Source organism: Sutterella megalosphaeroides (assembly GCF_003609995.1).
GTDB lineage: Bacteria > Pseudomonadota > Gammaproteobacteria > Burkholderiales > Burkholderiaceae_F > Sutterella > Sutterella megalosphaeroides.
Genome location: NZ_AP018786.1, coordinates 664,422 through 683,508, shown reverse-complemented (window position 1 = coordinate 683,508; position 19,087 = coordinate 664,422). Strand labels below are relative to the sequence as shown.

Annotated in this window: 17 protein-coding genes and 1 pseudogene; 9 read left to right on the top strand and 9 right to left on the bottom strand. The window is 63.7% G+C overall.

Features of this window, described 5'->3' with window-relative positions:
- Positions 1-64: 64 nt before the first annotated feature.
- Positions 65-514, bottom strand: coding sequence for a GatB/YqeY domain-containing protein (locus S6FBBBH3_RS03160; RefSeq protein ID WP_120176375.1), 450 nt, complete (start codon positions 512-514; stop codon positions 65-67).
- A gap of 155 nt (positions 515-669) precedes the next feature.
- Positions 670-882, bottom strand: a complete 213-nt coding sequence (gene rpsU / locus S6FBBBH3_RS03155; RefSeq protein WP_008811706.1) for a 30S ribosomal protein S21 — start codon at positions 880-882, stop codon at positions 670-672.
- A gap of 263 nt (positions 883-1,145) precedes the next feature.
- Between rpsU and tsaD the strand changes: the two genes are divergently transcribed.
- On the top strand, positions 1,146-2,177 hold the full coding sequence (gene tsaD / locus S6FBBBH3_RS03150; protein WP_120176374.1) for a tRNA (adenosine(37)-N6)-threonylcarbamoyltransferase complex transferase subunit TsaD: 1,032 nt from the start codon (positions 1,146-1,148) through the stop codon (positions 2,175-2,177).
- Between the two features lie 227 nt (positions 2,178-2,404).
- On the opposite strand, the gene rpmG is transcribed toward tsaD, so the two are convergent.
- A complete protein-coding gene (gene rpmG / locus S6FBBBH3_RS03145; RefSeq protein ID WP_120176373.1) occupies positions 2,405-2,572 on the bottom strand; it encodes a 50S ribosomal protein L33 in 168 nt (55 codons plus the stop codon).
- A gap of 16 nt (positions 2,573-2,588) precedes the next feature.
- Positions 2,589-2,822: a 50S ribosomal protein L28 gene (gene rpmB / locus S6FBBBH3_RS03140; RefSeq protein ID WP_005435646.1), complete on the bottom strand. Its 234-nt coding sequence runs from the start codon at positions 2,820-2,822 to the stop codon at positions 2,589-2,591.
- 315 nt (positions 2,823-3,137) lie between these two features.
- On the opposite strand from rpmB, the gene ispH reads away from it, so the two are divergent.
- From ispH to S6FBBBH3_RS11390, 3 genes and pseudogenes are all read left to right on the top strand, one after another.
- On the top strand, positions 3,138-4,097 hold the full coding sequence (gene ispH, locus S6FBBBH3_RS03135; protein WP_120176372.1) for a 4-hydroxy-3-methylbut-2-enyl diphosphate reductase: 960 nt from the start codon (positions 3,138-3,140) through the stop codon (positions 4,095-4,097).
- Positions 4,098-4,130: 33 nt separating this feature from the next.
- Positions 4,131-4,625, top strand: coding sequence for an aminoacyl-tRNA deacylase (locus tag S6FBBBH3_RS03130; protein WP_120176371.1), 495 nt, complete (start codon positions 4,131-4,133; stop codon positions 4,623-4,625).
- Positions 4,626-4,892: 267 nt separating this feature from the next.
- A pseudogene (locus tag S6FBBBH3_RS11390) lies at positions 4,893-5,141 on the top strand (response regulator transcription factor); the annotation flags it as partial.
- Between the two features lie 230 nt (positions 5,142-5,371).
- On the opposite strand, the gene S6FBBBH3_RS03120 reads toward S6FBBBH3_RS11390, so the two are convergent.
- Complete coding sequence (locus S6FBBBH3_RS03120; RefSeq protein WP_232008820.1) at positions 5,372-7,177, bottom strand: RsmB/NOP family class I SAM-dependent RNA methyltransferase; 1,806 nt, start codon at positions 7,175-7,177, stop codon at positions 5,372-5,374.
- 31 nt (positions 7,178-7,208) lie between these two features.
- Positions 7,209-7,856 carry a phosphoribosylglycinamide formyltransferase gene (gene purN / locus S6FBBBH3_RS03115; protein ID WP_120176370.1) on the bottom strand — a complete coding sequence of 216 codons (648 nt, stop codon included), beginning with the start codon at positions 7,854-7,856 and terminating at the stop codon, positions 7,209-7,211.
- 462 nt (positions 7,857-8,318) lie between these two features.
- On the opposite strand from purN, the gene S6FBBBH3_RS03110 reads away from it, so the two are divergent.
- From S6FBBBH3_RS03110 to dut, 5 genes are all read left to right on the top strand, one after another.
- Positions 8,319-9,293, top strand: a complete 975-nt coding sequence (locus S6FBBBH3_RS03110; RefSeq protein ID WP_120176369.1) for a bifunctional riboflavin kinase/FAD synthetase — start codon at positions 8,319-8,321, stop codon at positions 9,291-9,293.
- A gap of 78 nt (positions 9,294-9,371) precedes the next feature.
- Positions 9,372-12,233, top strand: coding sequence for an isoleucine--tRNA ligase (gene ileS, locus S6FBBBH3_RS03105; protein ID WP_120176368.1), 2,862 nt, complete (start codon positions 9,372-9,374; stop codon positions 12,231-12,233).
- Positions 12,233-12,766: a signal peptidase II gene (gene lspA / locus S6FBBBH3_RS03100; protein WP_120176367.1), complete on the top strand. Its 534-nt coding sequence runs from the start codon at positions 12,233-12,235 to the stop codon at positions 12,764-12,766. The genes ileS and lspA overlap by 1 nt, the downstream gene beginning before the upstream one ends.
- Positions 12,767-12,968: 202 nt before the next feature.
- A complete protein-coding gene (gene coaBC, locus S6FBBBH3_RS03095) occupies positions 12,969-14,195 on the top strand; it encodes a bifunctional phosphopantothenoylcysteine decarboxylase/phosphopantothenate--cysteine ligase CoaBC (RefSeq protein WP_120176366.1) in 1,227 nt (408 codons plus the stop codon).
- A gap of 60 nt (positions 14,196-14,255) precedes the next feature.
- A complete protein-coding gene (gene dut / locus S6FBBBH3_RS03090; protein WP_120176365.1) occupies positions 14,256-14,702 on the top strand; it encodes a dUTP diphosphatase in 447 nt (148 codons plus the stop codon).
- A gap of 122 nt (positions 14,703-14,824) precedes the next feature.
- Here the strand turns inward: dut and S6FBBBH3_RS03085 are convergent, their stop codons facing one another.
- From S6FBBBH3_RS03085 to xseA, 3 genes are all read right to left on the bottom strand, one after another.
- A complete protein-coding gene (locus S6FBBBH3_RS03085) occupies positions 14,825-15,340 on the bottom strand; it encodes a DUF2199 domain-containing protein (protein WP_120176364.1) in 516 nt (171 codons plus the stop codon).
- Positions 15,341-15,483: 143 nt separating this feature from the next.
- Positions 15,484-16,071: a superoxide dismutase gene (locus S6FBBBH3_RS03080; protein ID WP_120176363.1), complete on the bottom strand. Its 588-nt coding sequence runs from the start codon at positions 16,069-16,071 to the stop codon at positions 15,484-15,486.
- 185 nt (positions 16,072-16,256) lie between these two features.
- Positions 16,257-18,179, bottom strand: coding sequence for an exodeoxyribonuclease VII large subunit (gene xseA, locus S6FBBBH3_RS03075; RefSeq protein WP_123957630.1), 1,923 nt, complete (start codon positions 18,177-18,179; stop codon positions 16,257-16,259).
- Positions 18,180-19,087 lie beyond the last annotated feature (908 nt).

Here is a 19,087-nt window from a genome sequence, read left to right as displayed (position 1 = left end):
AGGAAGACATGAGGTCGAGGCACTCGGTCGAGTACCGAACAGTCCGGTCTTCGGCTCTCGGGGCTCAGGCCGTAAGGCGCGCCTTGATGAGAGCGGAAACTTTGCCGAGGTCCGCGCGGCCGTTCACACGGGGCTTCACCAGGGCCATGACTTTGCCCATGGCAGCCATGCCGGTAAGGCCGACCGCGGCCGTCGCTTCATCGATGATCGCGGCGATTTCATCGTCCGTGAGCGCCTGAGGCAGATAAGCCTGAAGCACATCGATTTCGGCCTGCTCGTTCTGAGCCAGGTCGTCGCGACCGCCGGCGCGGTACTGTTCGACCGAGTCGCGGCGCTGTTTGACCATCTTGGCGATTACGGCCAGGATGTCGTCGTCCGTCGATTCGATCTGTTCGTCGATCTCACGCTGCTTGATTGCGGCAAGGAGCAAACGAATCGTGCTCAGACGCGCAGCATCATGCGAGCGCATGGCGGCCTTCATATCTTCGCGGATTCTGTCCTTAATCATCACCATCCTTCGTGAGGAAATTCCCGTCGACGCGGGAGGATTCGTTCTGCGTACGACCGACTCCGAAGAGTTGCGCACGCGGTCGGGTTGTCCCCGCAGAAGGGGGACCGTGCACCCGGCGTCGCACTCCGAGAGCGCAGCGCCCGAAGCGTTCTACAAGATTAGTAGAGCTTCTTGGGGAGCATCATGCTGCGAAGGCGCTTGTAGTGGCGCTTGATCGCGGCAGCCTTCTTGCGCTTACGTTCGGCGGTGGGCTTTTCGTAGAATTCGCGGGCACGGAGTTCCGTGAGGAGGCCGGACTTTTCGATGGTGCGCTTGAAGCGACGAAGAGCAACTTCAAACGGTTCGTTTTCTTTAACGCGGATAGTAGGCATCAGACACCTAGTTGTGATGACCCGGAAATGACTGGTGAACCGTCTCATCTGGTTCCGGGGCAAGATGGGACGGAGAACGAAGGGCGCATTTTGGCATATTTTTCCTGTGGCTACAACGCGCGGAGCCGATTTTTTTCGTCCTTCGGCGCGAAAGCTGCACGCGGTTTTCGCCTTTTCCCCTTCCGAGTGCCGAAAACACCGCCGAGGAAAAAACCTTCGAGGAAGCAACGTCCCGAAGTCCGAACCAGTAAAATTTCCGCACTATGCTCGTACTTGGTATCGAATCCTCCTGCGACGAGACGGGAGCTGCACTCATTTCCGACAGAGACGGTCTTCTCGCCGACGCTCTGCACACCCAGATCGACATGCACCGCGCCTACGGCGGCGTGGTACCCGAGCTCGCGAGCCGCGACCACATCCGTCGCGCCGTGGCGCTCGTCGACGACGTACTTCAAAAGGCCGGGAAGACCCGCGCCGACATCGACGCCGTGGCCGTCACCGAAGGTCCGGGGCTCGCAGGGGCCTTGCTTGTCGGGAACGCCGTCGCGCACGCGATCGGCTGGGCGCTTGAGATTCCCGTTCTCGGCGTGCACCACCTCGAAGGGCACCTCCTTGCGGCGCGCCTTTCGGACCCCGCACCCGAATTCCCCTTCCTTGCCGTGCTCGTCTCGGGCGGGCACACGCAGATTCTAAAGGTGGAGCGCTTCGGGCACTACGAACTCCTCGGCGAAACGCTCGACGACGCCGCGGGCGAAGCCTTCGACAAGACGGCGCAGCTGCTCGGCCTTCCGTACCCGGGCGGCCCCGCCGTATCGGCGCTTGCGGAAAAAGGCACCTCGGGCGCCATTGAACTCGCGCGCCCCATGATTCACGCCCCGAACCTCAACATGAGTTTCTCGGGCCTCAAAACGTCGGTTCTCACCGCCGTCCATGCGGCCGAAGACACCTCGGACGAAACCTGGCGAGCGAACCTCGCACGCGGCTTCGTCGACGCGGTGGTCGACGTGCTTGCGGCGAAACTCGTTCGCGCCATGCGCCAGACGAAACTCAAGCGCGTCGTCGTCGCGGGGGGCGTTTCCGCCAACAAGCAACTCCGCGCGCGTCTTACCGACGAAGTGCGCCGCCGCAAGGGCGAAATCTTCTATCCGCCCATGCGCCTTTGCACCGACAACGGCGCGATGATCGCCGCCGCGGGTCTCGCGCGCTACGAAGCGATGACGCCCGAAGAGCGCGAGGCGCTCCGTCGTCAAACGGGCTTCAAGGTGCGCCCCCGCTGGCCGCTTGAAACCCTCTGAGGTCGCCGCCGACACTCCCGTCAAACGCCTCGTCAAACGCCCGAAGGTTCGCAACCCTCGGGCGTTTTTTCGGATTCGTGCAAAAACAAAGTCCCGCTCTCGGGCAACGAGATGCGGGACTTTGCCGCTCCGTCGGGTCGATGTGACATCAACCCTCGGAAAAAGCAAAACGCCCGGCTGACATATTCTGCCGAGCGTTTTCGCCGGAAACATTTCGGAAACTCAGATTACTTGAGCTTCGTTTCCTTGTAGACCACGTGCTTACGAGCCACCGGGTCGAACTTCGAGATTTCCATCTTGCCGGTGGAAGTCTTCTTGTTCTTCGTGGTGGTGTAGAAGTGGCCGGTACCAGCCGTCGATTCGAGCTTGATCTTTTCGCGAGCGCCTTTCGCCATGGTGAAACTCCTTTACTTAGATTTCGCCGCGGGCGCGAAGATCCGCGAGAACAGCGTCGATACCAATCTTATCGACCGTACGAAGGCCGGCCGTCGTCAAACGCAGACGGACCCAACGGTTTTCGCTTTCAACCCAGAAACGGCGGTACTGCAGATTGGGCATGAAGCGGCGCTTGGTCTTGTTGTTCGCGTGCGAGACGTGATGGCCGACCATCGGCGCCTTACCGGTGACTTGACACACTCGTGCCATCTCTAACTCCAGTTCTTAAAAAAATTCATCTCGCAGAGCCCCGACGGGCCACGCGAGCGCAGAAAGAATGAGATTATACGTCAAGGTTACAAAGTGTCGCCACCAAGGTCTCGGTTTTTCAACCGACACCAAAGCCTGGCCCCCCATAGTGTCAGAACAGGGCGCCCGGAGACACGGAAAATTTGACGTGGGGCGCATTGTACCCGTTTTGTCGGGGTCGTGTGCGCAAAACCCCGAATTTCTTTATTCTTGAGAAGAATTTTCAGGACGAGCGGCCCCGCCGCTTCCCTCCAACGACTTCTACCAGGCCCCACCATGCAGGTTCTTCTCGCCCAACCCCGCGGCTTTTGCGCGGGCGTCACCCGTGCGATCGCCATCGTCGAACGCGCGTTGCACATCTACGGCGCTCCGATCTACGTGCGTCACGAAATCGTCCACAATCGCACGGTCGTCGAAAATCTCCGCGCCCGCGGCGCCGTTTTCGTCGACGACCTCGCGGACGTGCCCGTCGGCGCCACGGTCGTGTTTTCCGCCCACGGCGTTCCGCTTTCCGTCGTGCGCGAAGCCGAAGAGCGCGGTCTGCGTGTTTTCGACGCGACCTGCCCGCTCGTCACCAAGGTGCACAAGGAAGTCGGTCGCATGCGCGCCGAAGGCAAGACCATTCTCATGATCGGTCACGCCGGTCACCCCGAGGTCGAAGGGACGATGGGTCAGGTGAAGGACGGGATCGTTCTCATCGAGCGCTCCGAAGACGTCGCGCGCCTTCCCTACGGCCCCGAAGATCCGCTTGCGTACGTCACGCAAACGACGATCAGCGCCGACGACAGCGAAGAAGTGATTCGCGCCCTCAAGACGCGCTTCCCCGACATTCACGAACCGAAACGTCAGGACATCTGCTACGCGACGCAGAACCGCCAGGAAGCGGTGAAGCACCTCGCGCAGGCGGGCGTGGACCTCGTGCTCGTGATCGGCTCCGCCACGAGCTCGAACTCGAACCGTCTTCGCGAAGTCGCCGAACGTCAGGGGACGCGCGCCTACCTCGTCGACACGGCCGAGCACGTCGACCCGACCTGGTTCGAAGGGGTCGAGCGCGTGGGCGTCACGGCGGGCGCCTCCGCTCCCGAGTCGCTCGTTCAGGGCGTTCTCGAGTGGCTCAAAACGCACGTCGGCGCCGACGACGTCCGCACGCTCCCCGGCGTCGAAGAAAACGTCGCCTTCCCGCTCCCGAAGGGCCTGCGCGAGTGCGACCTCGCCGATGCGGACGCGGCGCGCTAAGATTCTTCTTTTCGTTCGCAAAGGACCCCCGTCATGTCGAAAGTCCGTCATCAGAGCCTCACGCCCGCCACGCAGTGGCTCAAGCAACACGGCGTTTCCTTCGAGGAGCGCAGCTACGAATACGTCGAGCACGGGGGTACGGCGCTTGCCGCAAGCGCCTGCAGACTCGAGCATCACCAGGTCGTCAAAACGCTCGTGATGGAAGACGAAAAAGCGCACCCGCTCATCATCCTCATGCACGGGGACTGCGAAGTGTCGACGAAAAATCTCGCCCGTCAGATCGGCGTGAAGTCGATCGCCCCCTGCAAGCCCGAACAAGCGCAGCGCAATTCGGGCTACATGGTGGGCGGCACGAGCCCCTTCGGGACCCGCAAGCAGATGCCCGTCTATGTGGAAAAGACGATCCTCGATCTGCCGCTCATTTTCATCAACGGCGGTCGCCGCGGCTATCAAGTCGGGATCGACCCGAAGGTGCTCACCGACATCCTCGGCGCGAAGCCCGTCGAATGCGCCATTCACGAAGGCTGAGAACGGGCGTCGGTTCACCAAGCTCCGACCGCACGACTCCCCGAACGCCGCCGCATCGCGAGACGCGGTCGGCGTTTTTTTTCGCACGCCTTCTCCGTCCGGCGCAGGGAATCGAGAGGCGCAACGGTATCCGAATTTTCCTTTGTTTTCATCAACACGTCCCTTGTTAAGGCAAGCCCTCGTGCGATACCCGGGCAGCGCGCTTCCCGGCGTTCGACGAAGCCCAGCTCACCTCGCAGGAAATGGTTTTACTCGACGAAGGTCGGGATGCGACGAGCTTCGAGAGCAAAATGCAGCGCCCTGGACTTTCTCGAGCACGACGACCCGTCGCGTCCGGGTTGCCTCATTCTTGACGTGCGCATGCCCGGGATTTCGGGCATCGAACTGCAAGCCCGCCTCAAGGCGCGGCGCTATCCGCTGCCGATCATCTTTCTGACCGGGCACGGCGACATCGACACGGCCATCCCCGTCCTGAAGGAAGGGACCAAAGACTTTTTGCAAAAGCCGGTCGACTCGGCCAAATTGCTCGATCCATCGCCAACTTCGTGCAGAAGACCTGGGGCCGACGCGACCTGCCCATTCGGTCCGAAGACCGGGTTCGGCCGGTCGACGAACTCACCAAGAGCCGAGCACACCCCGCAAAAGAAACCGCCCGTCGGATCGAACACTCCGACGGGCGACTTTGCTTTAAAGGCATCCCCGCCCGGGCGGGCGGAGAAACGATCACAAGACTATCACGAAGCGACTCAGGCCTTTTCGGCTTCGGCGGCGCTCGATTCGGCTGCCGCTTCTTCTTCGACCTTCGCTTCGGACTTCTTCTTCGAGGTCTTGGCGATCTTGGCCGTCTTCGTCGACTTCGTCGTCTTGGCGGCGGTCTTGCGGGTCTTGGCGGGCTTTTCGGCGACTTCGACCTTCTCGGCCTCGACGGGCGCTTCGGCGGCCTCGGTCTTTTCAACCGCTTCAGCGGGCTCAACCGTTTCCGGAGCCTGCGCGACTTCTACCGCCTCAGCCTTTTCAGCCGGTTCGGCCGCTTCGCTTTCGGTCGCACGTTCGAACTTCGCCGGCTTTTCGCGCTTCGCGGGCGCCGAGCGTTCGAGCACCGCGGCGAAGAACCCGTCCGTGTTGTTGACGTGAGGAAGCATCTGGAAGTAGGAGCCGAAACGTTCCCACTGCGCTTCGGGGAAGACGATCCCCTGCTGCGCGAAGACTTCCTTCGCGGGAACGAGACGCCACTCGGGATGCGCGGCGAGGAACGCTTCGACGACGTCCTGGTTTTCGCGCTTCAAGACGGAGCAAGTCGCATAGACGAGACGACCGCCCGCCTTCACGAGGCGGCTCGCGTGTTCGAGCACGCTCTTCTGGATCGCATTGATGCGCTCGAGTTCCGAGGGCGAGAGGCGCCACTTGAGGTCGGGGTTGCGACGGAACGTGCCCGTCCCCGTGCAGGGGGCGTCGATCAGCACGCGGTCGAACTTGCCGTTCAGGCGCCGCACGCGCTGGTCGTCTTCGCCGCGAATGGCAATCGGGTGCACGTTCGAGAGGCCCGCGCGGCGCATGCGGGGCGTCAGACCCGCGAGGCGCTTTTCGTTGACGTCGAACGCGTACAGACTTCCGGTCGAGCGCATGAGCGCGCCGAGCGCAAGGGTCTTCCCGCCCGCACCCGCGCAGAAGTCGCACACCATTTCGCGGCGACGCGGCGTGAGAAGGCGCGCAATCAACTGGCTCCCTTCGTCCTGCACGTCGACCTTGCCTTCCTTATAGACCGCCCACTGCGTAAGACCGGGCTTCGTCGGGAGACGCAGACCGTCGGGGCTGAAGGGGGTCGCGTAGGCTTCGACGCCATTCGCGCGAAGTTCTTCGAGGATTTCGTCGCGCGACGCCTTGAGAAGGTTCACGCGCAGGTCCAAAGGCGCCCCTTCCTGCATGGAGGGGTAGAGCGCGGCCGAGTCCTCGTACTGCGCTTCGATGAGGTCGTAGAGCCACTGCGGGAGTTCGGCGCGCACGTGCGCGGGAGCCTTCTCAAGGTTCACCTTGAGCACGTTTTCCAAGGGACCCGCTTCAGGGCCGATCGCCGAGGGCGAAATCGCATCGAGCCCGTGCTGACGCGCGAGCGTCGCGAGCGCCGCAAGGCGCGGAGCGCGGTCGGGATGCACGGGACGCATCGCAAAGCGCAACGACGCGTAGTGGCGAAGCGCGTAGTAGATCCCTTCGGCGATGAGGCCGCGGTCGCGCATGCCGAGCTTCGGGTTGCTGCGGAAAAAGAGCTTCATGAGGACGTCCGCGGGGCCGTCCAACTTGAGGATGACGCCGAGCGCGCGGGTGAGTTCGTCGACGATCAGGTTCGTGATGCGAACGCGCCCGGGCTCAAGGGGCGCCATGCGCTTTTCGGGCGTCTTCGGGCCCGAACGACGAACGAAGCCTTCGCGGGCGCGTTCTTCGTGGCGACGACGATCGGCCGCGCGCTGGCGGTCGGTGCGTTTGTCTTCGGTTCGGGCGCTGCGGGTCTTCTGCATCTGAAACGCGCGACGCTTCGGGGGAGTGTTCTGAGCCATGGAAAAAATCTCTGTTGCTGTGGAAATGGAATCAGCCGAAGAGCACGAGGCTGCGGGCCGTTTCGTCGTCCATCACCGTGCGGCCGTTCTCCAAGCGCACGCGCCCTTCGACGAGCGCGCGAACGCACTTCGGATAAAGCCGGTGTTCGAGAACGAGACCGCGCGCGGCGAGTCGGTCGGCGTCGTCCGAGGGCAGAACCGGCACGACCGCCTGGCCGATGATGGCGCCGCCGTCCAAAACGGCGCTCACGAAGTGCACGGTCGAGCCGTGGACGCGGCAACCCGCTTCGAGCGCGCGTTCGTGGGTGTGAAGCCCCGGAAAAAGGGGCAGCAGCGCCGGGTGGATGTTGAGAATCCGCCCTTCGTAGCGCGACACGAACCCTTCGGTAAGAACGCGCATGAAGCCCGCGAGAACGATCGCGGCGGGTTCGTACCGGTCGACGACTTCGGCGAGCGCCTCTTCGAACGCTTCGCGCGAGGGATAGGCCTTGTGGTCGAGCGCCACGGCGTCGATCCCCGCGTTGCGGGCGATTTCAAGGCCCGCCGCTTCGGGTCGATTCGAAATGACGGCTGCGATGCGGGCGTCGCACGTTTCGGCCCAGGCCTCTTCGCGCGAAACGCGCAGAATCGCCTCGAAATTGCTTCCGCGTCCGGAGATGAGGACGACGATCTTCTTCATGGTGTGATCCGACTGGTAGGTAGGTAGGTAGGGAGTGAGGGAGATGCGGGAGCGCGGGATGCCGTCCCGGTCCCGGGCGCCGTCTCGGGTGTGAAGCTCCGAAACCAACGCAAAGAGCCGACTGTCCGCTTTTTGAAAACGAAAGCGGACGCGAGCCGGCCGGGTTGCTCGGGATTGTAGCCGATCCCGCCCGCAAAGCCCCGTGCGCACGCCTTGAAAATACGGCGCGGGAAGGGCGTGAAAGCGCGTGCCGCGGCCCCTTCTTCCCCGACGCATCCCGTTGGTTCCCGCTTCTTTGCGCCTTTTTCACCTACCGCGAACACCGTAGTTCGCGTGCGTGCGGGGCTAAACCCCGCGAAAACAGTCCCCGAGGCGCACCGCGGAGGCGCCGAACGAGCGTAGAAAGCCCGCTCTCGTGCCATAATCGTCCGATCGACTTTTTTATTTTTTCTTCCTATCAGCATGCACGTCTTTCGAGGAACGCCCCACCCCCTTCTGAAACGCCCTTCGGCGATTGCCATCGGCAATTTCGACGGAGTTCACACGGGGCACCGCGCGCTGCTTGAGAGCGTCGTTCAGGCCGCGAACGACCGCGGTCTGGTGCCCTCCGTCGTCACGTTCGAGCCGCACCCGAAGGAATTGGTCGGCAGCGCCCGCGTCGAACGCCTCTCCACCCTGCGCGACAAGGTGGAAGCGATCCTCGATGCGGGGATCCAACGCATCTACCTTCTCCCCTTCAACAAGCGCATGGCGTCCTTGAGCGCCCAAGACTTCGTTCGCGACGTGCTTGTCGAGGGGATCGACACCTGCTGGGTGACGGTCGGGGAAGACTTCCGCTTCGGAAGCGACCGCGCGGGGAACGTCGCGCTCCTCGAAGCCATGGGGCGCGAGCTCCGCTTTGAGACGGTGGTTGCGCCCACGCTCTTTCACACGAACGCGCGCGTTTCCTCGTCGCGCATCCGCGAAGCGCTTGAAGAGGGGGATCTCTACGAAGCGTCCCTCATGCTCGGGCGCCGCTACTCGATGACGGGCCGCGTCATTCACGGGGCCGAGCTCGGTCGCACGATCGGCGTGCCGACCCTCAACATGGCGCCGATTCCTCCGGGAAGCCGCGCCGAACCCGCCTTGAAGGGGGTCTATGCCGTGACGATCGACGGGCTCGGACACGCCACGCAAAAGGGCGTCGCCTCGATCGGCGTGAAGCCCACCGTCACGAACGAGCGCCGCTGGCTTTTGGAGACCCACGTCTTCGACTGGCAGGGCGACGCCTACGGACGAATCGTTCGCGTCAACTTCGTCGAGAAGTTGCGCGACGAGAAAAAGTTTTCGGGCCTTGAAGAACTCAAGGCCGCCATCGCCGAGGACGCGCGCCGCGCGCGTCTCGTTCTCGGCTGCGCCCCCTCCCCCGAGGCGGGCGTCGACTCGGGAATGCTCTGACGCAGAGCATTCCCGCCACTTTGAACCCGGGGTCACGGACCCCGCCTGAAGAGCCCGAGGGGGCCAGGAGTAATCAACATGGCAAAGCCCAAGGCCGATGAGGCCGAAAAGAAGTATCCGCTCAATCTTCCCGATACGCCCTTCCCGATGCGCGGCAACCTCCCGAAGCGCGAACCCGAATGGATCCGCGCCTGGGAAGAAAAGAAGATCTACGAGCGCATCATCGACGCGCGTCGCGACGCGAAGAAGTTCATCCTTCACGACGGTCCTCCCTATGCGAACGGTGCGATCCATCTCGGTCACGCCGTCAACAAGATCCTGAAGGACATGATCCTCAAGGAAAAGACCCTCGAAGGCTTCCAGGCGCCCTACGTGCCCGGCTGGGATTGCCACGGCATGCCGATCGAAGTGCAGATCGAAAAGCTCCACGGGAAGAACCTCCCCGTCGACGAAATGCAGAGCCTCGCGCGCGCCTACGCCATGGAGCAGTCCGAGCTCCAGCTCAAAGACTTCAAGCGTCTCGGCATTCTCGGCGACTGGGGCAACCCCTACCGCACCATGAACTTCAAGACGGAAGCGCAGGAAATCCGCGCGCTCGCGAAGATCATGGAAAAGGGTTACGTCTACCGCGGCCTGAAGCCCGTCAACTGGTGCTTCGACTGCCAGAGCGCCCTTGCCGAAGCCGAAGTCGAATACAAGGACCGCGAGTCCCCGATGATCGACGTCGCGTTCGAACTCGCCGCCGAAGACCGCGGCCGCGTTGAAATCGCCTTCGAGACGACGTTCGAAAAACCCTGCGCCGTCGTGATCTGGACGACGACCCCCTGGACGATCCCCTCGAACCAGGCGCTCAACATGCACCCGGATCTGACGTACGCGCTCGTCGACACGGGCGACCGTCTTCTGATCCTCGCCGCCGACCTCGTCGAAGCGTGCCTGAAGCGCTACGGCCTCACGGGCACGGTCCTTGCGACCGCCAAGGGCGACACGTTCGAAGGCGTGCGCTTCCGCCATCCGCTCTGGGACCTCCACGAAGGCTACCGCCGCTTCTCGCCCGTGAACCTCGCCGAGTACGTCGACGCCACGTCGGGTACGGGCATCGTGCACAGCGCCCCGGCTTACGGCGTGGACGACTTCAATACGTGCAAAGCCTACGGGATGACGAACGACGAAGTGCTCACGCCCGTGCAGGCGGACGGCACGTTCGTCGAAACGCTGCCGCTTTTCGGCGGCCTGCAGATTTTCGCCGCCGCGCCGAAGATCCTCGAAGCGCTCACCGTGGCGGGGAATCTCATGGCGCACGGCAAGATGGTGCACAGCTACATGCACTGCTGGCGCCACAAGTCGCCCCTCATCTACCGCGCGACCGCGCAGTGGTTCGTGCGCATGGACGCGCCGAACGAAGACACGGCGGGCGTCCTCAACGCTCCCGCGTCGGAAAAGACCCTGCGCGAAGCCGCGCTCGAAGGCGTGAAGGCGACGAAGTTCTTCCCGCAGTGGGGCATCAACCGCCTCTACTCGATGATCGAAAACCGTCCCGACTGGTGCATCTCGCGTCAGCGCAACTGGGGCGTGCCTCTGCCCTTCTTCATGCACAAGGCCACGGGCGAACTCCACCCGCGCACCCTTGAAATCATGGAAGAGGTTGCCAAGCGCGTCGAAGCGGGCGGCATCGAATCCTGGGCGAAGGCGAAGGCCGAAGATTTCCTGGGCGAGGAAGCCCGCGACTACGTGAAGACGACCGACATTCTCGACGTCTGGTTCGACTCGGGTTCGACCCACTACACGGTCGTTCGCGGCTCGCACGAAAAGGAACTCGCCTTCCCGGTCGACCTCTACCTCGAAGGGAGCGACCAGCACCGCGGTTGGTTCCACTCGTCGCTTTTGATCGGAACGATGCTCGACGGGCGTCCGCCTTACAAGCAGCTCCTCACGCACGGCTTCTGTGTCGACCAGAACGGCGAAAAGATGTCGAAGTCGAAGGGCAACATCGTTCGTCCGCAGGAAATCTCCGAAAAGTTCGGCGCCGAAATCCTGCGCCTCTGGGTTGCTTCGACCGACTATTCGGGCGAACTGCGTCTCGGGCCGACGATTCTCAACCGCGTCGTCGAAAGCTATCGCCGCATCCGCAACACGCTCCGCTTCCTCCTTGCGAACACGTCGGACTTCTCGGCCGCGACCGATCTCGTGTCGGTCGAAGAGCTCCTTGAACTCGACCGCTGGGCGATCGCCTTCACGGCAAAGCTCCAGGACGAAGTAGCGGCGGAATACAAGGAATACCGCTTCCACAACGTGGTAAACCTCCTGCAGACCTTTGCTTCGACCGACCTCGGCGGCTTCTACCTCGACGTTCTCAAGGACCGTCTCTACACGACGGCTCCGAAGAGCGCAGCGCGCCGCTCCGCGCAGACCGCCCTCTGGTACATCACGAAGACGCTCCTTCGCCTCATGGCTCCGATTCTTTCCTTCACGGCCGAAGAAGCCTTTGCGATCTTCTCGCCGAACGAATCGGGCACGATCTTCACGGAAACCTTCGAAGCGCTTCCGGATGTCGAAGGCGCCGAAGCGCTCCTCGCGAAGTGGGCCCGCATCCGCGCCGTTCGCGCCGACATGCAAAAGGCGATCGAAGACGAACGCGCCAAGGGCTCGGTGGGCTCTTCCCTCCAGGCGACGGGCGAAATCGCGGCGAACGCCGACGATTACGAAGCGCTCGCAAGCCTCGGCGAGGAACTGCGCTTCGTGATGATCATGAGCGCCGTGACGCTCGTGAAGAGCGCCGACGAGGCGACGCACGTCTCCGTGCGCGCTTCGGACGCCGCGAAGTGCGAGCGCTGCTGGCACTACGTCGCGGGCGTGGGCTCCTCGGCCGAACACCCGACGCTTTGCCCGCGTTGCGTCTCGAACCTCTTCGGCGCCGGTGAAGTCCGGTCCTTCGCCTGATGGCGGCATCGAGAAACGTCGGATCGACGGGGGGCTCCCGCCCCTCGTCCCGCGGTAAGAACGGGCGTTTCGCGCTCTGGTGCGTCGTGGGCTTCGTCGTCCTTGTGGTCGACCAGCTGACGAAGCTCTGGGCCGAGCGCACGTTCGAGCCAGGGACCTACCTGCCGGTCTTCAAGGGGTTCAACCTCCTCATCGCGCACAACACGGGGGCGGCCTTTTCGTTCCTTGCGGACGCGGGCGGCTGGCAGCGGTGGCTCTTCTCGGCGCTCGCCGCCGCGGTGATTGTTGCCGTCGTCGTGCTCGTGCGACGTCACGCCGACAAAACGCTCTTTTCGCTCGCCCTCACGCTCATCGCGGCGGGAGCGCTCGGCAACCTCATCGACCGCTCGGTGCACGGTTACGTGATCGACTTCATCGACCTCTATTGGAACGCGTGGCACTGGCCCGCTTTCAACGTGGCCGACATCGCGATCTGTGCGGGCGCCGCGGGGGTCGTGCTCGACGAGCTGCAGGGCGTCTCGAAAGGCCGCTGAGCGCGGGCTCCCGACCGATTCGTCATACCGCTCTTTCGGGCCGCAACCGCCTTTTCGGCCGGGTGCGGCCCGTTTCATTTTCGCCCTTCGCCGCGCGCGCCCGAGCGTCCTCGGTGGTGCACAATGAGGGCTCTGCCTTCGGGCCCCCGACGGCGCGCCCGATCATCCTTTTTTTCTTCTTTCCGACAAGGCCCTTCAACGCATGTCCTCCGGTCTTCTCAACGGCAAACGCATCACCCTCGCCCTCACGGGCGGCATTGCGCTCTACAAGATTTGCGACGTCGTACGAGGCTTGCGACGACTCGGCGCCGACGTCAAGGTGGCGATGACCGAGCACGCCGCCCAATTCGTAACGCCCCTTACCTTCGAAGCCCTTTCGGGCCACCCCGTGGCGACGACCGAGTGGCAGCCCACGCCCGACGGCACGATGCCCCACATCGATCTCACGCGAGGAGCGGACCTCCTCCTCGTTGCGCCCGCCACCGCGAACATCCTCGCCAAGGCCGCTCACGGGATCGCCGACGACCTCGTCTCGACCCTGATCGCGGCGCGCCGCTGCCCGGTCGTGTTCGTTCCCGCCATGAACGTCAACATGTGGCGCAACGCCCCCAACCGCCGCAACGTCGAACTTCTCCGCGAAGCGGGCGCGCGCTTCATCGGGCCCGTTGCGGGCGCTCAGGCCTGCGGCGACGAGGGGGAAGGCCGCATGACGGAGCCCGCCGACATTCTCGATCGGCTCGAAGGGATCTTTGCCGAGCCCGTCCTCGCGGGGCGGCGCGTGCTCGTCACCGCGGGCCCGACGTTCGAAGCGCTCGACGCCGTGCGCGGCATCACAAACCGCTCCTCGGGCCGCCAGGGGTGGGACATCGCCCGTGCGGCCCGCGATGCGGGCGCCGAGGTGACGCTCGTCGCGGGCCCGACGGCACTGCGAACGCCCGAAGGCGTTCGTCGCATCGACGTCGTCTCCGCCCTGGAAATGCACGCGGCCGTGATGGGCGAACTCGGGCAGGCCCGCGCAGAAGGGCGCCCCTACGAGCTCTTTTTCGGCGTGGCGGCGGTCGCGGACTGGCGTCCCGCGGACGCATTCGAAGGCAAATGGAAAAAGGGCGCGTCGCCCGAAGACCCCTACCGGAACGTGCGTTGGGTGCAGAATCCCGACATCCTCGCGGACGTCGCCCGCAGCCCCTTTGCCCCGCAAGCGGTCGTGGGTTTTGCCGCCGAGTGCGCGTCGCTTGAGGCCTATGCGCGCGAAAAGCTCGAACGCAAAGGCGCCCGCCTCATCGTCGCGAACGACGTGCGCGAAGCCGCGGGCGGGACGGAAAACCGCATTCTCATCGTCTCGAAGGACGCAACGCAAGCCTTCGGGCCCGCCCCGAAGCGCGTCGTCGCCGAAGCCGTCGTCAAGGCCGCGGCCGCCGTGCTCGGGTGAGCGTTCGCGTTGCGTCGTTGCTTTTTCTCTTTTTCGTACCTTTCTCCAACGGAGACCAACATGCAGATCGACCTCAAGGTGCTCGACGCCCGCATGGCCGAATACCTTCCCCGTTACGCCACGCCGGGTTCGGCGGGCCTCGACCTTCGCGCCCTTCTCGACGAACCCGTGACGATCGCCCCGGGCGAAACGCGTCTCGTGCGTACGGGCCTTGCGATTCACATCGCGAACCCGGGCTTTGCGGCCCTCATCCTTCCGCGCTCCGGGCTCGGTCACAAGAAAGGGATCGTCCTCGGAAACCTCGTCGGGCTCATCGACAGCGACTACCAGGGCGAACTCATGATTTCGACCTGGAACCGCGGGGCGGAACCCTTCACGCTCGAACCCTTCGAGCGACTCGCGCAGCTTATGGTCGTTCCGGTCGTGCAGCCCGAATTCCGCGTCGTGGACGAGTTCGACGCCTCGGAACGCGGCGAAGGGGGCTTCGGCTCGACGGGCACGCGCTGAGAAGCGCGCATCGGTCTCGGCGGACGGGTTGAACGCAACCCGCCGACGAGCCCCACAAGACGAAGGGGCGCTCCGCGGAGCGCCCCTTCGTCGTTTCGGTATCGGCGTTGTGCGATCGAACCTCAGCGGTCGGTCGCGTCCGACCCGTCTTCGTCGTCTTCATCCTCGTCGTCGCCGAAAAGGATCCGGTCGAGTTCGACGTGGTCGTCAAGCGACAACCCTTCGCGCTGATCTTCGGCGAGGTCGCCCTTCAGAACCGTCACGGAGGGACGGCGGTCGGCGTGCGTCGTCAAAAGCACGGGGATACCTTCGGAGCCTTCGTAGCCTGGGATGTCGTTTGCGAGCAGCCCTTCGATTTCAAGGCCTTCGGCCTCCGCCGTCTGGAAGGCGTTCAGATAGCGGTCGTGGTCTTCGGGCGACACCTGTGCCCACACGCCCCAGGTGAAGGACGCTTCGTCCGTGTAGTTGAGCGGCACTTCGACGACGCCGAAGAGGTACGTGCGACCGTCCTCAAGGCGCGCGAAATCCTCGTTGAAGCGCCCTGCGCGATAGCGGCCCGTGTAGTCGAGCATCCAGAGCACGTCCGGAAGCTTCATCTGAATGTCGCGGCACAGATCTTCGACGTTGATGTCGGTCATGGGTGTTCCTTTGGGTGAAAAGCCCGAGCGGCGGAAGCGCCCGGAGCCGCGTTGAATTTAGCAAAGTCCCGCCGGAAAGTACAACGGGACGGCCCCCGAAAGGGCCGTCCCGTTGAAGAAATCGGTCGCTTTGCGACGTCGACTTACTTCGCGAAGTTTTCTTCGGCGAACGTCCAGTTGACGAGCGAATCGAAGTACGCGTCGATGAACTTCGGACGAGCGTTGCGGTAGTCGATGTAGTAGGCGTGTTCCCAAACGTCGAGAGCGAGGATCGGGGTCATGCCTTCCGTAAGCGGCGTGCCGGCGTTGCTCGTGTTGAGGATGGCGAGCATGCCGTCGGCCTTCTTCACGAGCCACGTCCAGCCCGAACCGAAGTTCGCGGCGGCCGAGGCGGAGAAGGCCTTGCGGAATTCGGCGAAGGAACCCCAGACGGCCGTGATGGCGTCAAGGAGCGCACCCTTCGGTTCGCCGCCGCCGTTCGGGGTCATGGAGTGCCAGAAGAAGGTGTGGTTGTAGACCTGAGCGGCGTTATTGAAGATGCCGCCCGTGGCGCCGCGGATGATCTCTTCGAGGGACTTGCCTTCCCAAGCCGTACCCGCCGTCAGATTGTTGAGGTTCGTGACGTAGGTCTGGTGGTGCTTGCCGTAGTGGTATTCGAGCGTTTCGCGGCTGAGAGCCGGGGCGAGGGCATCGAGTTCGTAGGGAAGCGCCGGGAGCGTGAACTGGGCCATGGAGGTCTCCTGGTAAAAATCAAGTGTTAGGGAGAGCATATCACGGGATTTCTTCCCATAGGATTACCCGTAAGACGTAGATTTTCAGCCCGGTTGTTTCCGAGTGTTTCTCCGAAAAGCCGAACCGGTCTCTCCCGCACGTCCTTTGCGAGTATATCGTCCGACGCGAACGCCGAACGGCCGCTTCAGGAGCCCGGTTCGGTTTTCGCGACGTCCTCGATCCGAGCACCCGCGCTCCCGCCTTCGAAAATGAGGCGCACGCGCTCGCCCGCCGCAAGGTGCGAGCCGAGAACGGGCGTGCCCGTCGCGTCCTCGAGCCGCACGTACCCCGCGCGAAGCGGCCGATCGGGGTCGAGCGCCGCAAGCGTGCGCTCGAGAATCGCAAGCCGTGCGGCGCGATCTTCCGTGATGCGTCGGGCGTTCGGCATCCAACGTTCGGCGGCGGCAAGTCGCCGTGCGTTTCGATCGACCTGTAGTCTTGCGGCCTCGTCCCGAGCGTGTTTCTCCCGTTCGAGCCGCGCGTCGCAAGCCCCCAGAACCGCATCGATCCGAGCGCCTAGGAGCAGCTCCGCCCGCTCCAACCCCCGAATCTGCGCGCTCAAAAACGCTTCGGGCGACGCGAGGCGTCCCGCCGCACCGTCAAGCCGTGCGGCCAGCCCCGCAAAACGCGCGTCCGTCACCGAGCGCCGCGCCCGAACGACCGCCGCGAGGCGCTCCGTCGCGCGCTCGAAAAAGCGCGCGGGTTCGGGGAAATGTCGCTCCGCCCGGTCGATCCGCACGGCCGCCTGTTCGATGTGACGGTCGAGCCCTCTTGCGAGCGCTTCGCCCGCGCCTTCCACCCGCATGCGCCAGTGCGCGAGATCGGCGGAAATCGATTCCGCGGCGGCGGTCGGGGTCGACGCGCGCACGTCCGCAACGAAGTCCACGATCGTCACGTCCGTTTCGTGCCCGACCCCGGTGACGACGGGCGTGCGCAGGGAGGCCAAGGCCCTCGCCACCCGTTCGTCGTTGAAACTCTGCAAGTCTTCGAGCGACCCGCCCCCGCGCACGAGAAGGATGGCGTCCGCTCCCGAGCGGTCCGCAAGGCGCAGAGCCCGCACGATCGACTCGGCGCTCTCGTTTCCCTGAACGAGGCAGTCCGCGAGATCGATCCGAATCCAAGGGGTGCGACGCCGAAGCGTACGCACGACGTCCTGAAGCGCCGCACCGCGCGCGCTCGTCACGACCGCCACACGCCGAACGAAACGGGGAAGCGGCGTCTTTCCCGCGGGATCGAAAAGCCCTTCGGCCTCGAGCTGCGCCTTGAGTTTCAGGAACGCTTCGTAAAGCGCCCCGAGTCCCGCACGACGCCACTCTGCGACGCGAATCTGCAAGTCGCCCCCTTTGACGAAAATATCCGCCCAACCGCGAATCTCGATCTTGTCCCCCTGCCGGAAATCGGCGGGGGCGTTGCGGGCCGAGCCCGCGAAGTAGACGCAGGAGATGACGCCCGTCGCGTCCTTCAGACGAAAGTACGTGTGACCGGCCGCCGACCGATGAAGGTCGGTCGCCTCCCCGGCAATCCAAAAGTCGGTGAGAAGGCCTTCGAGCGCCCGACGGCAGCGCTCGAGCGCTTCCGTGACGGTAAGGGGTTCGGAGTCGGTGGAGACGACGGCGGAAGGCTCGGGCCGGATCGCAGGCGACGTCGAGCCCGCCCCGTTCGCCCCGCCCGATTGTCCGACGCAGTCGGGCACGGGGAAGCGCCGCGAAGCTTCCCTCCAGTCGAGGGCGCGCGGATGCGCGCGGGGAGCGTCGGAAGCTCGCTCGGGCGGCCTCTCGGAAAGCGCTTGTCCCGTCGTCTTTCGCGAGGTCTTTCTCGCGGGCTTCTTCGCGATCCTCTCGGGGGCGGCCTTTCGCAAGTTTTCGAGCCGCTCGCGAATCGCCGCAAGCGCCCGAAGGCTCTCCTCCCGGCGCGAGCCCGCGCGGGGAGCGTCGGAGAGCATCGCCCGCTCGATCGCCTCGACGTCGCAGAGCGGATCCTCGGGGTCGAACCGGTCGAAACTTTCAACACGTTCGAAGCTTTCGACGTATGCAACGCAATCGTCGGCGGGGCGGATGAAGGACGACATGGAAAAGGGGCGGGAAAAAGAAAACCAAGCGGCGGGATCGTCGAACAGAGACAATCGGAGCGTACGACGCCTCAATGTAGCGCAAGTGCCGGCAGTTCGCGCAACACGCGGGGCTTCGGGCCGCGAACGCCCGGAAACGCTCCCTCGGGATGCCGTTCGAGCACAAGCCCGACGCCCGCGTTCGGGTGAGCGCTCCCGAAAAACGATGTTATCCACCCAAATTTTCGCCTCGGTTGCTCACACGGCGCCTCATGTTGCTTAAATTTTAGGCAATTCATCATTTTTTAATAAATAACAGTGTGTTACCGAAGTTCTCCCGGAATTATCCACAGGTTAATCCACGGATCCGGTGCAGAAAGTCGCAAAACCCGTGGAAAACCGCCTTTTTCGGCCACAATTTCTTCCGTCTCCGACGTCGCACACACCACACCTAGGGGTATGGGAGTCGCTCGGCCTCCGAATTTCAATTGGGGATGACTTTGTGGAAAAGCTGCGCGAAAGCCCCTCCGGAAGCACGTCGCACACCGTCGATTTGCATGAATTTTCCTTTTATTTCATTGCATTGAAGGTTTTCCACACGACACCTCCCCGGAAAGATCGTTCGAGCGCCGACCGCAAACACCGGTCAAACCTCGTCAGAACGAACCTCATGAAACGCGAAATCCCATGAAAACATCGTAGATTTACGATTTCCCGGAGTCCTCGACGGCGTGCTGCGGCGCCCCCTCCCCCGACCGCCCCGCAACGACCGAACGAAAAAGTTGCTCACTAAGTTCTCCACAGGCAAGCGCCCCTCGGAGGAGCGTTTCGACACTCCCGAGAGGCGCGCAATCTAAGGGTAACCCCTTGATTCACAACGACTATTTCGGCGAAAGAGAACGCCTGCCCGAAGACGCGTGCGAAGCCGC

Excerpts from the sequence above, each read along its gene's own strand:
- ileS (WP_120176368.1), top strand. The coding sequence starts at position 9,372 with ATGGCAAAGCCCAAGGCCGATGAGGCCGAAAAGAAGTATCCGCTCAAT.
- lspA (WP_120176367.1), top strand. The coding sequence starts at position 12,233 with ATGGCGGCATCGAGAAACGTCGGATCGACGGGGGGCTCCCGCCCCTCG.
- rpsU (WP_008811706.1), bottom strand. The coding sequence starts at position 882 with ATGCCTACTATCCGCGTTAAAGAAAACGAACCGTTTGAAGTTGCTCTT.
- xseA (WP_123957630.1), bottom strand. The coding sequence starts at position 18,179 with ATGTCGTCCTTCATCCGCCCCGCCGACGATTGCGTTGCATACGTCGAA.
- rpmB (WP_005435646.1), bottom strand. The coding sequence starts at position 2,822 with ATGGCACGAGTGTGTCAAGTCACCGGTAAGGCGCCGATGGTCGGCCAT.
- S6FBBBH3_RS03160 (WP_120176375.1), bottom strand. The coding sequence starts at position 514 with ATGGTGATGATTAAGGACAGAATCCGCGAAGATATGAAGGCCGCCATG.
- coaBC (WP_120176366.1), top strand. The coding sequence starts at position 12,969 with ATGTCCTCCGGTCTTCTCAACGGCAAACGCATCACCCTCGCCCTCACG.
- S6FBBBH3_RS03120 (WP_232008820.1), bottom strand. The coding sequence starts at position 7,177 with ATGGCTCAGAACACTCCCCCGAAGCGTCGCGCGTTTCAGATGCAGAAG.
- ispH (WP_120176372.1), top strand. The coding sequence starts at position 3,138 with ATGCAGGTTCTTCTCGCCCAACCCCGCGGCTTTTGCGCGGGCGTCACC.
- S6FBBBH3_RS03130 (WP_120176371.1), top strand. The coding sequence starts at position 4,131 with ATGTCGAAAGTCCGTCATCAGAGCCTCACGCCCGCCACGCAGTGGCTC.
- dut (WP_120176365.1), top strand. The coding sequence starts at position 14,256 with ATGCAGATCGACCTCAAGGTGCTCGACGCCCGCATGGCCGAATACCTT.
- S6FBBBH3_RS03080 (WP_120176363.1), bottom strand. The coding sequence starts at position 16,071 with ATGGCCCAGTTCACGCTCCCGGCGCTTCCCTACGAACTCGATGCCCTC.
- purN (WP_120176370.1), bottom strand. The coding sequence starts at position 7,856 with ATGAAGAAGATCGTCGTCCTCATCTCCGGACGCGGAAGCAATTTCGAG.
- S6FBBBH3_RS03110 (WP_120176369.1), top strand. The coding sequence starts at position 8,319 with ATGCACGTCTTTCGAGGAACGCCCCACCCCCTTCTGAAACGCCCTTCG.
- rpmG (WP_120176373.1), bottom strand. The coding sequence starts at position 2,572 with ATGGCGAAAGGCGCTCGCGAAAAGATCAAGCTCGAATCGACGGCTGGT.
- S6FBBBH3_RS03085 (WP_120176364.1), bottom strand. The coding sequence starts at position 15,340 with ATGACCGACATCAACGTCGAAGATCTGTGCCGCGACATTCAGATGAAG.
- tsaD (WP_120176374.1), top strand. The coding sequence starts at position 1,146 with ATGCTCGTACTTGGTATCGAATCCTCCTGCGACGAGACGGGAGCTGCA.